Origin of the sequence: Terrimonas sp. (genome assembly GCF_003075435.1) — a bacterium.
GTDB lineage: Bacteria > Bacteroidota > Bacteroidia > Chitinophagales > Chitinophagaceae > Agriterribacter.
This window is the reverse complement of sequence record NZ_QCZJ01000001.1, coordinates 66,121-81,821: the sequence shown is the minus strand read 5'-3', so window position 1 is coordinate 81,821 and position 15,701 is coordinate 66,121. Positions and strand designations below refer to the sequence as shown.

At 41.4% G+C, this 15,701-nt stretch carries 11 protein-coding genes; all 11 read left to right on the top strand.

Annotated features, from left to right (window positions below; all coding sequences use genetic code 11):
• Positions 1 to 46: 46 nt before the first annotated feature.
• The 11 genes from cysD to DC498_RS00255 all read left to right on the top strand — a co-directional run bounded on the left by cysD (position 47) and on the right by DC498_RS00255 (position 15,632).
• Positions 47 to 955, top strand: a complete 909-nt coding sequence (gene cysD, locus DC498_RS00310; RefSeq protein WP_116872128.1) for a sulfate adenylyltransferase subunit CysD — start codon at positions 47 to 49, stop codon at positions 953 to 955.
• 106 nt (positions 956 to 1,061) lie between these two features.
• A complete protein-coding gene (locus DC498_RS00305) occupies positions 1,062 to 2,306 on the top strand; it encodes a sulfate adenylyltransferase subunit 1 (RefSeq protein ID WP_116872127.1) in 1,245 nt (414 codons plus the stop codon).
• A gap of 110 nt (positions 2,307 to 2,416) precedes the next feature.
• A complete protein-coding gene (gene epsC, locus DC498_RS00300; RefSeq protein WP_116872126.1) occupies positions 2,417 to 3,229 on the top strand; it encodes a serine O-acetyltransferase EpsC in 813 nt (270 codons plus the stop codon).
• A gap of 20 nt (positions 3,230 to 3,249) precedes the next feature.
• Positions 3,250 to 4,098 (top strand): uroporphyrinogen-III C-methyltransferase, encoded by an 849-nt coding sequence (gene cobA / locus DC498_RS00295; RefSeq protein WP_116872125.1) that lies wholly within the window; start codon positions 3,250 to 3,252, stop codon positions 4,096 to 4,098.
• Entirely contained in the window at positions 4,082 to 5,797 is a 1,716-nt protein-coding gene (locus DC498_RS00290; RefSeq protein WP_116872124.1) for a diflavin oxidoreductase, read from the top strand. Before cobA ends, DC498_RS00290 begins: the two co-directional genes overlap by 17 nt.
• 117 nt (positions 5,798 to 5,914) lie before the next feature.
• Entirely contained in the window at positions 5,915 to 7,585 is a 1,671-nt protein-coding gene (locus DC498_RS00285; protein ID WP_116872123.1) for an NADPH-dependent assimilatory sulfite reductase hemoprotein subunit, read from the top strand.
• 77 nt (positions 7,586 to 7,662) lie between these two features.
• A complete protein-coding gene (locus DC498_RS00280) occupies positions 7,663 to 9,174 on the top strand; it encodes a TSUP family transporter (RefSeq protein ID WP_116872122.1) in 1,512 nt (503 codons plus the stop codon).
• Positions 9,175 to 10,011: 837 nt separating this feature from the next.
• Positions 10,012 to 11,373 (top strand): acyl-CoA dehydrogenase family protein, encoded by a 1,362-nt coding sequence (locus DC498_RS00270; protein WP_116872120.1) that lies wholly within the window; start codon positions 10,012 to 10,014, stop codon positions 11,371 to 11,373.
• A gap of 211 nt (positions 11,374 to 11,584) precedes the next feature.
• On the top strand, positions 11,585 to 13,861 hold the full coding sequence (gene katG / locus DC498_RS00265) for a catalase/peroxidase HPI (RefSeq protein ID WP_116872119.1): 2,277 nt from the start codon (positions 11,585 to 11,587) through the stop codon (positions 13,859 to 13,861).
• A gap of 108 nt (positions 13,862 to 13,969) precedes the next feature.
• Positions 13,970 to 14,407, top strand: a complete 438-nt coding sequence (locus DC498_RS00260) for an OsmC family protein (RefSeq protein ID WP_116872118.1) — start codon at positions 13,970 to 13,972, stop codon at positions 14,405 to 14,407.
• Positions 14,408 to 14,462: 55 nt separating this feature from the next.
• On the top strand, positions 14,463 to 15,632 hold the full coding sequence (locus DC498_RS00255) for a trans-sulfuration enzyme family protein (RefSeq protein ID WP_116872117.1): 1,170 nt from the start codon (positions 14,463 to 14,465) through the stop codon (positions 15,630 to 15,632).
• Positions 15,633 to 15,701: the final 69 nt, after the last annotated feature.

Here is a 15,701-nt window from a genome sequence, read left to right as displayed (position 1 = left end):
TGTGGTTTACGAAACCATAAACCACAAACTTCAAATTATTTAATACATGAGCGTACATCATCTTGATTATTTAGACGAGCTGGAGTCGGAAGCGATTCATATTTTTCGTGAAGTAGCCGGGCAGTTTGAGAAACCTGCATTGTTATTCAGCGGCGGAAAGGATTCTATAGTATTGGTGCATCTTGCATTGAAGGCTTTTCGCCCCGGTAAATTCCCCTTTCCATTAGTGCATATTGATACGGGACACAATTTCCCGGAAGCACTCGATTTCAGGGATCAGCTTGCTGAAAAAATTGGAGAGAAACTGGTGGTAAGAAAAGTGGAAGATACCATCAAGGCAAAAAAACTCACTGAGCAAAAAGGAAAATTTGCAAGCCGTAACCAACTGCAGACATATACGCTGCTTGATACTATTGAAGAGTTTGGTTTTGATGCATGCATCGGTGGCGCAAGAAGAGATGAAGAAAAGGCCAGGGCGAAAGAAAGAATATTTTCTGTGAGAGATGAGTTCGGCCAGTGGGATCCTAAAAAACAACGCCCTGAATTATGGAATACTTATAATGGTAAGATAAACAAGGGAGAGAATGTGCGTGTGTTCCCTATCAGCAACTGGACAGAGCTTGATGTATGGAACTATATACGCCGCGAAAAGATTGAACTGCCTTCCATATACTTCGCTCATGAAAGACAGGTGCTGGAATATGAAGGTCAGTTTGTAGCGATTTCTGAATTCATCCGCATTGATGAAACAGATATTATCATTAATAAAAAAGTGCGTTACCGCACAGTGGGCGACATGACCTGTACTGCCGCTGTTGCTTCTGATGCCTCTACTATTGATGATATCATCAGCGAGATCATTGCTACCAAAACAAGCGAACGCGGCGAAACAAGAATTGATGATAAAGTATCTGAAGCAGCAATGGAGGACAGGAAGAAGAATGGGTATTTCTAAATATAGGTATCGGCGATCAGCTTTCAGCGGTCAGCCAGCTGACACCTGATAGCTGATCGCTGACATCTGACAGCCAAACAACAAACATTAAACCACCAACTATTCAATGGACATATTAAGATTTATAACCGCAGGCAGTGTTGATGATGGCAAGAGTACACTTATTGGCCGTTTATTATACGATAGTAAAAGTATAATGATAGACCAGCTGGAGGCGATTGAAAAGCAAACCAGGAACCGTGAAGACGGCGAGATTGATCTGGCATTGCTTACAGATGGTTTGCGTGCTGAAAGAGAGCAGGGTATTACTATAGATGTAGCATATAAATATTTTACTACACCTAAACGCAAGTTTATTATTGCCGATGCACCGGGGCATATACAGTATACACGCAACATGGTTACCGGCGCTTCAAACTCTGATCTTATTATCATATTGATTGATGCGCGTAACGGCGTGGTGGAACAAACACGCAGGCATTCTATCATTGCTTCCCTGCTGAATATGCCGCAGGTGATTGTTGCTGTAAACAAAATGGACCTGGTTGATTATTCACAGGATGTGTATAATAATATAGTGATTGAATATGCCGACCTGGCAAAAGCATTAGGTCTTGAAGATGTTACCTATATTCCTATCAGCGCTTTAAATGGCGATAATATTGTTGAAAAGTCTGAAGTGTTTTCCTGGTACGAAGGATCTTCATTATTACAGCTGCTGGAAGATGTAGAGGTTGAAAAGGCGATTGATCTTGCACATGCCAGGTTCCCTGTACAATATGTAATTCGTCCTCAAACAGAAGCGTTGCATGATTACCGTGGATACGCGGGTAAGATCATCAGCGGTATTTATAAAAAGGGAGACAAGGTAACAGTTTTACCGTCAGGTTTAACGTCAACCATTCAGAAAATTGAAACAGATGGCGGTAAAGAAGCAGAAGAAGCTTTTGCACCGCAGGCTGTTGTATTACATCTTGAAGATGATGTTGATATCAGCCGTGGTGATGTTATCGTGCTACATAAAGATGTGCCTCAAACTTCGCAGGAGCTTGAAGTATTGTTGTGCTGGATGGATAGCAAACCATTGGTATCCGGCAACAAATATTTATTGCAGATCAATAGTACAAGAGTAAGAAGCGTAGTGAAAGACATTGAATACAGGCTGGATGTTAATTCGCTTGAAAGAAAATATTCACCCGACCAGGTCGGATTAAATGATATAGTAAAAGCAACCATTAAAACAGCGCAACCTGTTGTGTTTGATAGTTACAAATCATTAAGGGCAAACGGCGGGGCAGTATTAATTGATGAAACAAGTAATGTAACCGTGGGGGCGTGTATGATACAGTGAGTTGGAAGTCTGATTGTATAAAGTGTATTGTTTTTAGTTTATAGTTGAAAAACCTGGATTATGTGAGTATTGAAATGTGAAACAGTAAACCTCAAACCACAAACAAAATATTGGCACAAAATAAATTCATACAACAGTTAGCAGAGCGAAAGAAGAAAACTTTCCTTGCCTTCCCTGACAGGGAACTGGCAAAATTGTTTATTGATGATTTATTTGCACTGCTTTTTTTGCCGGCTACATTGCGCCAGCAAAATACCTATGAGCTGGAAAAAGCTTTTGAATCATTGAAGAGTCATTTATCAACATTGGTATATGAAGTATTGCGCGATGGTAAGGCTGCACAAAAAGCCACAGATGTTTTTTTTGAAAATCTTCCTGACATTTATAATACTTTACTGAAAGACGCAGAAGCCATTTTGAAATTTGATCCTGCAGCAGAATCAGTAGAAGAAGTGATTGTTGCTTATCCCGGATTTTTCGCGATAGCAGTATACAGGTTCTCTAACCAGTTGTGGAAACAGGAGATAGGTATTTTACCAAGATTGCTAACTGAATATGCGCATAGCAAAACCGGTGTTGATATTCATCCCGGCGCTACTATAGGTGAATCATTTTTTATAGACCACGGAACCGGAATTGTGATTGGAGAAACAACTGTAATTGGAAAAAACGTAAAAATATACCAGGGTGTTACCATCGGCGCGTTGAGTGTTTCACGTGAGAAAGCAACCGGTAAAAGACATCCGACTATTGAAGATAATGTGATCATTTATTCCGGCGCTACTATATTGGGTGGTGAAACCATCATTGGTAAAAACAGCGTGATTGGCGGTAATGTATGGATTACAGAAGCGGTGCCAGCCAATGTTCGCGTTGAACACAAAAGTGATATCATTCAAAAAGAAAAAAAGGCGGCTTTATAATATGCTGTTTAAAAGATATAATGGCAATACCAACTAACATACAGGGAAAAGTGATACTGGCAGCTGCCGGTCCGGGTGATCCTGATCTTATAACAGTGAAGGCTACACGCTGGCTGCAGCAGGCTGATGTGGTATTAACAGACAGGCTGGTGAGCAACGATATTCTCACATCGTATGTAAATCCATCTGCGGAAATCATATACGTGGGCAAACAATGCCGTAAGGGGAATTCAACTCCCCAGGAAATCATTAACGCATTAATGTGCACGCATGCCCTCGCCGGTAAGCTGGTGGTACGGTTAAAAGGCGGAGATGTTTCTGTGTTCTCCAATATACTGGACGAACTGCAAGTGTTGAAAGAAAGCAATATTGCTTACGAAATAGTGCCCGGCGTTACTTCGGCGCTTGGCGCTGCGGCTTATGCAGGCATGCCATTAACAGCCCGTGGTTATTCAACAGCGGTAAGGTTGATGACCTATTATAAAAGTGATATTGTGCCGGATGATTACTGGAAGGAGCTGGCTTCCACAAAAGATACGCTGGTATTTTACATGTCTGCCGAAACAGTGGAAGGTATAGTAACTAAATTAATACGCAACGGTGTTAGTAACGATACTTTTATAGCTGTGATTGAGCAGGCAACCACGCCATTACAGCAGGTGCATGCAGTGAATATTTACGACTTTGAAAAAATACAGGATATACATTTTCTTTCTCCGTCATTGGTAGTGGTTGGCAGGGTAGCAGCCTTGCATCATGAGTTTGCATGGCTCAAGAACAGTGAAGAAAGGAAGCATTATTTTAAACCTGTAGCTACTATTCAGAACAATTCAAACAACAATAAGAAGGCCCATGTTAGCAGAGCATAAGTTAAAAGCTTTCCAGGAACTGGTAACGCAGTCATCCCGCGAGGAACTGATTTGGATGAACGGATTTTTGGCTGGACTGGTTTCCGCTGAAAATGGCGTTGGTGCTGCCGGCGCCGGTGTAACTGCTGTTGCACAACCTGCTGCACCAAAAGTGAATAAAATATCTATCCTGTTTGGAACGGAAACAGGTAACTCCAAAAAAGTTGCTACCGAATTTGCCGCGCAGGCAAAAAAGCAGGGCGTAAATGTTAAGCTTACTTCGCTTGATCAATACCGCGTAAATGACCTGGCTAAAGAAGAATATACTTTTTTAGTGATCAGCACACAGGGGGATGGCGAACCACCGGCCACCGCGAAAAAATTCTACGATCATATTCACCAGCAGAATATAGCGCTCGATAAAATGAAGTTCAGCGTGCTGGCGCTTGGTGATACATCGTACCCGCTTTTTTGTAAGGCAGGTGAAGATGTGGATACACAATTGGCTAAATTAGGCGCTAAACGTGTGGCACCTTTACAGAAATGCGATACCGATTATGCTACAGATGCCGCGGCATGGTTTGCCAATGTAATGAAGGTGCTGAGCGACCAGGGGGGGAATACTGTAACAACTTCATCTGCTGTCGCAAAGCCTAAGGGTAAAAAGAATTATACCGGTACCATCATTACCAATCTGAACCTTAACGACAGGGGATCAGGTAAACAAACGCATCATATAGAAATAGGGGTAGAAGATGAAGTGCATTATGAGCCAGGCGATTCTATCGGGCTTATTCCGCATAATAAAAAAGAAACAGTTGATACGATCATTGCACTTACCGGTGCTGATGCTGATACTGTAATAGAGTTCAGGAAAGAAAGATATACCATAGCTGAAGCGCTGACAAGAAAAATAAATATTATTCATTTACCTGAAAGAGTGGTAAAGCAATATGCGTCGGTAATACAACAGGAAATTCCTGATACAAGAATTGACCTGCTTGACCTGTTAAGGATTTATCCTGTAAAAGACGCGGGTCAGTTTGAACAGGTATTGCAGGTAATGGAACCTATTGCGCCACGTTTGTATTCTATCTCATCTTCTCCTGAAGCGCATAGCGGTGAAGTGCATATTACGGTAGCAAGAGATAAATTCATCATCAACGGTGAAGAAAAATACGGGTTCTGTTCTGATTTTCTTACGCATCTTGATGTTGACTCAAATATTGATTTTTATGTTCACAAAAACAACCAGTTTAAATTACCGGCTGCAGATAAGGATGTGATCATGATCGGACCAGGAACAGGTATAGCTCCCTTCCGTTCTTTCATAGCACAAAGAGATGCTGTTGGCGCTTCTGGCCGTAACTGGTTATTTTTTGGAGATCAGAAATTCACCACAGACTTCTTGTATCAAACCGAAATACAGAACTGGGTTGATACAAGTGTGCTTACAAGAGTAAATCTTGCTTTTTCGAGAGACCAGAAATCAAAAATATATGTGCAGCATAAAATGCTGGAACAGGCAGATGAATTGTGGCAATGGATTGACAATGGCGCATATATTTATATCTGTGGCGCTAAAGCTCCTATGAGCACTGATGTTGAAAATACATTATTGCAGATCATAGAACGCTATAGCGGAAAGTCAATAGGCGAAGCCATTGCCTATTTTGATAAGATGAAAGAAGAAGGAAGATATTTACTGGATGTGTATTAAGGAAAGGAGTCAGCAATCAGCTTTCAGCTGTCAGCAATTAGTGCTCATAGGGTACTGCCGATTGCAAAATTTTAAATATCAAATAACAAATTTCAAATATCCAATTTCAAATAACGTATGTCTGAAAAAAACAACCTTTCATCTACGGAGCATATTAAAATGAAAAGCGACGGGCTGAGGGGCACTTTAAAAGAAAGTTTAAAAGATGAAATAACCGGTGCTATCCGCGAAGATGATCGTGCATTGGTAAAATTTCATGGAATGTACCAGCAGGATGATCGTGACAGAAGAGAAGAGAGAAGCGCTAAAAAATTGGAATGGCTGTATTCGTTTATGATCAGACTTCGCATACCGGGTGGTTTTATTACAGCCGAACAGTGGGAAGCATTGCATCATATTACCGGGGCTCACTCAACAGGAGTTATTAAAATTACTACACGCCAAACGGTACAATTGCACGGTATTCTTAAATCGCATGCAAAGCCAACCATACAGGCATTCAATACAGCTAAATTAGATTCCATTTCAGCCTGTGGAGATGTAAACAGAAATGTAATATGTGCAGCGCATCCAAAATTTTCTTCGCTGCACGAAGAAATATTTGCATATTCTGATAAGCTTAGTCAATTGGCAAAGCCTAAAACAAAAGCTTATTATGAAGTATGGTTAGATGAAAAGCCACTTGCTGATAAAACAGAAGAGGCAGATCCATTATACCAGGATAGATACCTGCCCCGTAAATTTAAAATAGGAATAGCTATACCTCCTACCAATGATGTAGATGTTTTTGCCAATGATTGCGGGTTGATAGCCATTGAAGAAAACGGAAAGCTGGCTGGTTTTAATATTGCTGCTGGTGGAGGCATGGGTGCCACGCACGGTAATGCGGCAACTTACCCAAGGCTGGCAACTGTACTCGGTTTTGTGCCTGCAGGCGAAAAGGTATTTAAGGCAGTATACGAAATGATAACCGTGCAACGTGATTATGGCAACCGCAGCGATAGAAAATTATCGCGCCTTAAATATACGCTCGATAATATGGGGGTTGAAGCGTTTAAAGCAGAGCTTGAAAAACGTTGCGGATTTACATTGGAACCTGAGCGCCCTTATAAATTTACAGGACGTACAGATTTTTATGGCTGGCATAAAAATCATGAGGGTAAATGGTACTATACAGCGTTTATTGAAAATGGTCGTGTACACGATGATGAGACCTTACCATTAAAAACAGCATTTCTCGAAATAGCTTTATTGCGCAAAACTAATTTCAGGTTTACCTGTAACCAGAACCTGATTATTGCAGATGTAAGCGAAAAGGATAAAGCAGAAATACATGCCATCCTTGATAAGTATGGTATTATTAAAGAAACAGAGCTGGCAACGCCATTGCGTAAAGAATCTATTGCTTGTGTAGCATACAATACATGTCCGTTGGCACTTGCAGAGGCTCAGCGTTATTTACCAACATTGCTTGGTAAAATGGAACCCCTTATGCACAAGTACGGATTGGATGATGACAATATCAGCGTCCGTATGACAGGTTGCCCCAATGGTTGTGCAAGACCTTATGCTGCTGAAATAGCTTTTATCGGCACATCTTACGGCCGGTATAACCTGCAGATAGGGGGAGATAGAGAAGGGACAAGGCTGAATAGACTTTATAAAGAAAGCTTAGACGAAAGCGGAATACTTACAGAACTAGACAGCTTATTAAACGTATATAGTAAAGATCGCCAGACAAAAGAAACTTTTGGCGATTTTGTAATGAGGGCAGGATTGGTGAAATAATTAATTGGAAAATTGGAAAATGTGAAAACAGTGAGCCTGATTAAACTGATAAACGAAAGCTAATAGCTAAAAGCAACATGGCAGAAACAACAATCATAAAAGAAACAAATCAACTCTTCCCGGTTTTTTTAAAACTGGAGCAATTAAGGTTGTTGATTATCGGAGGTGGCAATGTTGGCGCAGAAAAGTTGACTGCGGTGTTGACGAATTCTCCTGCTACACGAATAAAAATTGTGGCGTTGCAGGTAAATAATGTTGTTCGTGCTATAGCAGAGCGCCATGATAACATTATAGTAGTGGAAGAAGCTTATGCTGCAAAGCACCTGGATAATATAGATATTGTTATTGTTGCTGTGAATGAGAAATCATTAGGTGCGCAAATTAAAGCAGATGCGCAAAAACGAGGATTACTGGTAAATGTGGCTGATACCCCTGAGCTGTGCGACTTCTATTTAGGTTCTATTGTAAAGAAAGGTAATCTTAAAGTAGCGGTTTCTACCAATGGCAAATCGCCAACCATTGCCAAAAGAATAAAAGAAACATTGAATGAAGTATTACCAGACGAATTAGATGAAGTGCTGGATAATATGGAAGCGATACGAAAAAAAATGAACGGCAACTTCGCAAAGAAGGTTCAGGAGTTAAATCATATTACCAAATCACTTTCGTTGCAGGAAAACGTTGAAGAAAAAAATAAAGGAGAAAGGCATTGGCGACGTATAGCGACCTGGTGTTTGTTTGCTTTTTTCTTCATGTTTGTTGGATATTTTATTTTGTCATATCTGCCACTCAACAGTCTTGTTGATAATATTAAAACAGGTATTTCAGGTTTAGATAGTAAGTTTTATTGGTTAATATTAGCTGGTTTTTTTGCGCAATTAGTAGATGGTGCATTAGGGATGGGATATGGCGTGGTATCAACAACAGTATTAATGTCGCTTGGTGTTAATCTTTCTGCTATCAGCGGCAGCATACATACTGCCGAAATGTTTTCGAGTGGTGCTTCTGGTTATAGCCATTATAAGTTTGGTAACGTAAATAAAAAGCTATTCAAAGCATTATTGATACCGGGAATTATTGGAGCCGTTGTTGGTGCTTACCTGCTTTCACGGTTTGGCGATCAATATGCAAATTATATTCGTCCCCTGATTGCCAGCTATACTATGCTGTTGGGTATACGCATATTGATTATCGCATTTCGTAAAGGACAAAAAAAGCCGCAGAAGGTAAAAAGAGTTGGCTGGCTTGCAGGCGCCGGCGGCTTTTTAGATTCTTTTGGGGGTGGTGGTTGGGGACCATTGGTTACCAGCACGCTTATTTCAAAAGGACGCAGCCCGCGGTTTGTAATAGGTTCTGTAAGCATAACCGAATTTTTTGTTACACTCGCCAGTGCACTTACTTTTTTTGCTATGATTGGTGTAAGCCACTGGCAGGTTATTCTCGGCCTTATTATAGGCGGCTTGATTGGTGCACCTATTGCAGCTCGTCTTGTAGGTAAACTCCCCATGAAGACGATGTTTATAGCTGTAGGAGTGATGGTGGTAATATGGAGTTTAAGAATTTTGTTGAAAGCGGTGGGAGTGTTTTGAGATGCTTTGTATTTCCTAAGCGAAATTTTTAAACTTCGCTTTTTATATGTTCTCATAGAGCAAGGGGGAATTGGCTGCTATTCACTATGTAAAAAGTGCAATAGTTTTTAGGGTCAAATTATGTGACAGACTATCAGAAATATTCCAGCACTTTTATTGAGTTTGTGAGAATGAAGGAGTTTAATGCATTCGAACTGACAATTAATGATTTTAATGCATTAAATGTTTTTAAGCAAATAATATCGATGTTTTTTTCAATTAATGATGATGATTTTCGAAGAATAATCGAGACTCAGCAGAATTTGTACTTGATCCAGGTTCGAATAATTTTCCTGATAGGTTTCGTGTATTTAATTACTTAAATACTGAGGGGCAGTTTAGAAATCTACCAATAATGACTTTAGTTACGTTGTCATCTGAAAATACAATTTTAGGTTCAGAGTTGGCCTTTCCTCCGTTAGTTCATGTTCTGACCATTGATTTTAAAATTTATCGACTTCCAACTTATTTGCCGTTTCTTTTAGATTATAGAGACAGAGAAACAATTAATAAAAATATACATTAATTATTTTGACAACCTATTTCTCAACGAATATCAATGCTCCAATACCTCTGTTCTCCGAAGGCTCTGTCTTCTGGTTAACCCAAATAACAAACCTATTCATCGTCGGAAAGCTCAACAGCGTTACTGTAGTACAAGCGAGCGTGGCAACCGCAGCTTAATAGCAGTAATGCAGCTAAGCGCACACATAGGATTTCCCTTTTTTTGTGCATCAAAAAATAATACCATAAGCAATTCAGGTGCTATCTTTAATAAATAACTGAAAACGATACGCTATGTCCGGAACATTTTCAAAGATCAAAAGCACATTTAATCTTTTAAAGAGTATAGATTTTGATCAGTTGGCAAAACTTTCACAAAAGGTAGATCTTCAAAAAGTAATGGAAGGATTTTCAAAGCTGGATGATAATCAACTGAAGATGCTGATGAAGATGATGGATGGTGGTGAAAGAAAGAAAAAAGAACTGCCTGAAATAAATGGTGATTTTTATGAGCTGCATCTGCGCCTGAGCGATGAAGACAAAGCATTGCAGTTACGGGTGCGTGAATTTATGGAGAAAGAGATTAAACCTGTAGTTAATAATTATTGGCTGCACGATGATTTCCCTTTTGAAGTGATACCCAAATTTGCTGAGCTGGGTTTATGTGGAGTAACTTATAAAGGTTACGGTTGTCCAGGAAAATCCTTTTTGATGGAGGGCATTATTGCTATGGAAATGGGTAGGATAGATGCGTCTATCGCTACCTTTTTTGGCGTGCAAAGCGGGCTGGCAATGGGGTCAATATACCTGTGTGGCTCTGAGGAGCAAAAACAGGAATGGCTGCCTGCCATGCATGAACTGAAAAAGATTGGTGCATTTGGATTAACAGAACCGGAAGTAGGCTCAGGCGCTGCAGGAGGACTAACTACTACGGTTAAACGAACTGAAAACGGCTGGGTACTGAACGGGCAAAAGAAATGGATTGGCAATGCTACTTTCGCTGATTTGATTATTATATGGGCAAGGGATGTAGATAATGGAGAAGTAAAAGGGTTTATTGTAAGGAAAGATACACCCGGCATGATGGTTGAAAAGATAAAAGGCAAGATGGCATTGCGCATTGTGCAGAACGGCTTGATAACACTTACCGATTGTGTAGTGCAGGAAAGCGACAGACTGCCCGGCGCTAATTCATTTAAGGATACGGCTAAAATATTGCAGATGACCCGTGCCGGTGTAGCCTGGATGGCAGTTGGCTGTGCCAGGGGCGCTTATGAAAACGCGTTGGATTATACACGCAAACGTAAACAGTTTGGTAAACCAATTGCTGCATTCCAGCTTATTCAAAATCATTTGGTGGAAATGTTGTCGAATCTTACCGCTATGCAATCAATGGTATACCGCCTGTCTGAACTGCAGGATGAAGGCTTGCTGAAAGATGAACATGCCTCGCTGGCGAAAGTATTTTGTTCACTGCGTACCCGTGATATTGTGAGCAGGGCGAGAGAAGTAATGGGAGGCAACGGTATATTGCTTGATCATAATGTTGCACGTTTTGTAGCAGACGCGGAAGCGATATATTCTTATGAAGGAACAAAGGAAATTAATTCGCTGATTGTGGGCCGGGCTATTACGGGTTTTAGCGCGTTTGTTTAGAGAGAAATATTTCCAATGATTTAGCTCAGGTAGATTTTATCGTATAGTTTAAAACTATATTGTTATAGAATGAATCAATTTTAATTATATGTTTATTGTCATAAGTTTGTCACGAAAATTGGCCGCGTGTTTGATCCAATGCTAAATACCATTTAGCAACAAATATGTAAATGCATCTTATATAAATATTTAACCAGATAAATTTTTAAAAATGGCAAATGATTCAAACGACATCAGCAAATGCCCGTTTCATAATGGGAGCATGAAGAGTAATGTTGGTGGTGGCGGTACCAAAAACAATGATTGGTGGCCAAAGCAATTAAAAGTAAACATCCTGCGTCAGCATTCATCTTTATCAAACCCTATGGATAAAGATTTTAATTATGCGGAAGCATTTAAAAGTCTTGACCTTGAAGCGGTAAAAAAAGATTTGCATGCGCTCATGACAGATTCCCAGCCCTGGTGGCCGGCAGATTTTGGTCACTATGGAGGTTTATTTATTCGTATGGCCTGGCATAGTGCCGGCACGTATCGTGTGGGTGATGGCCGTGGTGGCGCAGGACAGGGATTGCAGCGCTTTGCTCCGCTGAACAGTTGGCCCGATAATGTGAGCCTTGATAAAGCACGCCGCCTGCTTTGGCCTATCAAACAGAAATACGGCAATAAAATTTCCTGGGCTGACCTCCTTATACTCACAGGCAATGTAGCGCTCGAATCAATGGGCTTTAAAACCTTTGGTTTTGCAGGCGGTCGTGAAGACGCATGGGAATCTGATGAGCTTGTATACTGGGGCGACGAGAAAACCTGGCTGGGTGGTGATGTACGTTATGCGAAAGGTTCTGAAGGAGTGGTAGAAAATCATGGAGTGCTGGTATCTGACGATGATCCCGATGGTAAAATACATTCACGCAATCTGGAAAAACCACTTGCCGCCGTGCAGATGGGATTAATATATGTGAACCCTGAAGGTCCGGACGGAAACCCGGACCCTGTTGCCGCAGCAAAAGATATCCGCGATACTTTTGGCCGTATGGCGATGAATGATGAAGAAACTGTTGCCCTCATAGCCGGTGGCCACAGCTTTGGTAAAACACATGGCGCCGCTCCTGCGGATCATGTGGGTAAGGAGCCTGAAGCCGCTGATCTTGAACTGCAGGGTTTGGGATGGAAAAGCAGCTATCAGTCAGGGGTAGGCGCTGATGCTATTACAAGTGGGCTTGAAGTGATATGGACTACAACCCCGACAAAATGGAGCAATAACTTTTTTGAGAACCTGTTTGGTTTTGAGTGGGAGCTTACCAAAAGCCCTGCCGGTGCGCATCAATGGGTAGCAAAAGATGCGGATAATATTATTCCTGACGCCTTTGATGCAAGCAAAAAGCATAAGCCTACTATGCTCACCACTGATCTTTCTTTAAGGATGGACCCGGGATTCGAAAAAATTTCAAGACGGTTTCTTGAAAATCCTGATCAGTTTGCTGATGCGTTTGCACGTGCATGGTTTAAATTAACACATCGCGATATGGGACCGCGTACCCGCTACCTGGGAGCTGATGTGCCTGAAGAAATATTGATCTGGCAGGATCCTATTCCGGCGGTTGATCATAAACTGGTTGATGCGCTTGATACCGCTGCGCTGAAATCTAAAATTTTAGCGTCCGGGTTAACTGTTTCCCAGTTGGTTTCTACAGCATGGGCTTCTGCTTCTACTTTCCGTGGCTCTGATAAACGCGGTGGCGCTAATGGAGCACGCATACGCCTGGCCCCTCAAAAGCAATGGATGGTAAATAACCCTGTTCAGCTTAATAAAGTGCTGAATGTATTGGAAGGTATTCAGGCAGCATTTAATGGCGCACAAAAGGATGGCAAAAAAGTTTCATTGGCAGATTTAATAGTATTGGGTGGTTGCGCCGCTGTTGAAAAGGCTGCGAAAGATGCAGGCAGCAATATTGCTGTACCATTCACGCCCGGACGTATGGATGCCTTGCAGGAGCAAACTGATGTGGAATCTATTGGTCATCTTGAGCCTTTTGCAGATGGTTTCCGCAACTATCGCAAAGCAAAGTCGCCCGTATTAACCGAAGAACTATTGATAGATAAAGCCCAGTTATTAACACTTACAGCTCCCGAACTAACGGTGCTGATAGGTGGTATGCGCGTACTAAATACCAACTATGATGGCTCTTCTCATGGTGTATTTACCGAACGCCCGGGGCAACTTACCAATGATTTTTTTGTGAACCTGCTTGATATGAAAACTGCATGGAAGGCGGTAGCTGAAGACAGGGAATTATACCAGGGTTTTGATCGCAGTACCGGCGATGTGAAATGGACTGCTACCCGTGCTGACCTGGTTTTTGGTTCTAACGCGGAATTGAGAGCAATAACAGAAGTGTACGGCAGCGCTGATGGAAAAGAAAAATTTTTGAAGGATTTTGTTGCGGCATGGAACAAGGTAATGAACCTTGACAGATTTGATTTAGCTTAACACGCATTACATGAGGAAAGACCGGTGGGCGCCCTTTTGCGGGCGCCCTTCTTTCTTATTACTCAATAATCGTAATTGCTTCGTATCTTTGCGCTCAAATTTTAAGCAATGCCATTAATGCAATTACACCGCACTCATAATGATTATGGGTTTTTTGCTGCAGATGCAGGAGGTAATACACTTTCTATTGATATTCCGGTTGAACAGGGGGGAGATGGTAAAGGGTTTCGCCCTATGCAATTGTTACTTGCCGGTTTGGGCGGTTGCAGTGCGGTGGATGTAGTTAGCATTTTAAAAAAGCAGAAGCAGGACATTAAGGGCTTTTCCATAAATGTTGATGGAGAAAGGGAGCAGGGTAAAGAACCTTCTCTGTGGACTGATGTGGAAATTACTTTTGACCTGACAGGTGAAATAGAACCTGCCAAAGCTGTGCGTGCAGTAGAATTATCAATGAATAAATATTGCTCTGTGGCGGAAACCCTGCGCAGAGCCGGTGCAAAATTAATATGGAAAGTTGTGGTTAACGGAACGCCTGTTGATTTATAATTTGCCACGCAATTATTATTTATAACAAGAGCAGCAAACAAATTTATTTTTGAGCATGAGTTTACATCCTAATACGCAGGCTGTGCGTATACAAAGTCCGCGTACGGATGAAATGGAGCACAGCACACCTTTATTTTTAACATCGAGTTTTTGTTTTGAGAATGCTGAGGAAATGCGGGCGGCTTTTGCAGAAGAGAATGATAATAATATTTACAGCCGCTTCAGCAACCCTACGGTGCAGGAGTTTATTGATAAAATGTGCATGTTAGAAGGTGCAGAAGCCGGTTTTGCCACTGCTTCAGGCATGAGCGCTATATTCGGAACTTTTATGGCTTTTTTAAGTGCCGGTGATCACCTGCTGAGCTGCAGTTCTGTATTTGGCTCTACACATACTATTGTTACCAAATATTTACATCGCTGGAAAATTGAATACAGTTATGCTGATATTAAAATGCCGGAAACCTGGGAGGCCCTGATCAGACCTAACACTAAAATGATTTATGTGGAAACACCCACCAACCCGGGGCTGGATATAGTGGATATGGAGTGGCTTGGTGCTTTGGCTAAAAAGCATAATGTAATGCTGGTGGTTGATAATTGCTTCGCCACACCTGTTTTGCAAAAACCGGTTGATTATGGTGCAGATCTTGTATTGCATTCTGCTACCAAGTGGCTTGACGGGCAGGGCAGGGTATTAGGTGGTATAGTAGTTGGCAAAAAAGAATTAATACGTGATCTGTATTTGTTCTGCAGAAATACAGGCCCTTCTTTATCACCATTTAATGCGTGGGTGTTAACAAAAAGCCTTGAAACGCTTGACGTACGTATACAGCGTCATTGTGATAACGCAGAGGCATTGGTAAAAGCATTGGATGGCCATCCAAAATTGAACTGGATAAAATACCCTACACATCCATCACACCCGATGTACAATATTGCCAAAAAGCAGATGACGAGAGGCGGAGGACTGGTTACTTTTGATTTGAAAGGTGGTATAGAGAGCGGCAAGAAATTTATGGATGCCCTGCAAATGCTTTCACTCACTTCTAACCTGGGCGACAGCCGCAGTATCGCTTCTCATCCTGCATCAACAACGCATTCAAAATTAAGCAGGGAAGAGCAGGCGTCTGTAAGTATTACGCCGGGTCTTATACGAATTTCTGTTGGACTTGAATATGCAGGTGATATAATTGCAGATATTGTTCAGGCGCTGGAGAAGTGTTGACGTTTTTTTTAACCAGTATATTTAGCATTTATAATATACCGCTATCAAAAATACTAATATAAAAATTTA

Bases quoted from the DNA above. Each gene is read 5' to 3' on its own strand.
- cysD (WP_116872128.1), top strand. From the start codon at position 47: ATGAGCGTACATCATCTTGATTATTTAGACGAGCTGGAGTCGGAAGCG.
- DC498_RS00305 (WP_116872127.1), top strand. From the start codon at position 1,062: ATGGACATATTAAGATTTATAACCGCAGGCAGTGTTGATGATGGCAAG.
- cobA (WP_116872125.1), top strand. From the start codon at position 3,250: ATGGCAATACCAACTAACATACAGGGAAAAGTGATACTGGCAGCTGCC.
- DC498_RS00290 (WP_116872124.1), top strand. From the start codon at position 4,082: ATGTTAGCAGAGCATAAGTTAAAAGCTTTCCAGGAACTGGTAACGCAG.
- DC498_RS00285 (WP_116872123.1), top strand. From the start codon at position 5,915: ATGTCTGAAAAAAACAACCTTTCATCTACGGAGCATATTAAAATGAAA.
- DC498_RS00280 (WP_116872122.1), top strand. From the start codon at position 7,663: ATGGCAGAAACAACAATCATAAAAGAAACAAATCAACTCTTCCCGGTT.
- DC498_RS00270 (WP_116872120.1), top strand. From the start codon at position 10,012: ATGTCCGGAACATTTTCAAAGATCAAAAGCACATTTAATCTTTTAAAG.
- katG (WP_116872119.1), top strand. From the start codon at position 11,585: ATGGCAAATGATTCAAACGACATCAGCAAATGCCCGTTTCATAATGGG.
- DC498_RS00260 (WP_116872118.1), top strand. From the start codon at position 13,970: ATGCCATTAATGCAATTACACCGCACTCATAATGATTATGGGTTTTTT.
- DC498_RS00255 (WP_116872117.1), top strand. From the start codon at position 14,463: ATGAGTTTACATCCTAATACGCAGGCTGTGCGTATACAAAGTCCGCGT.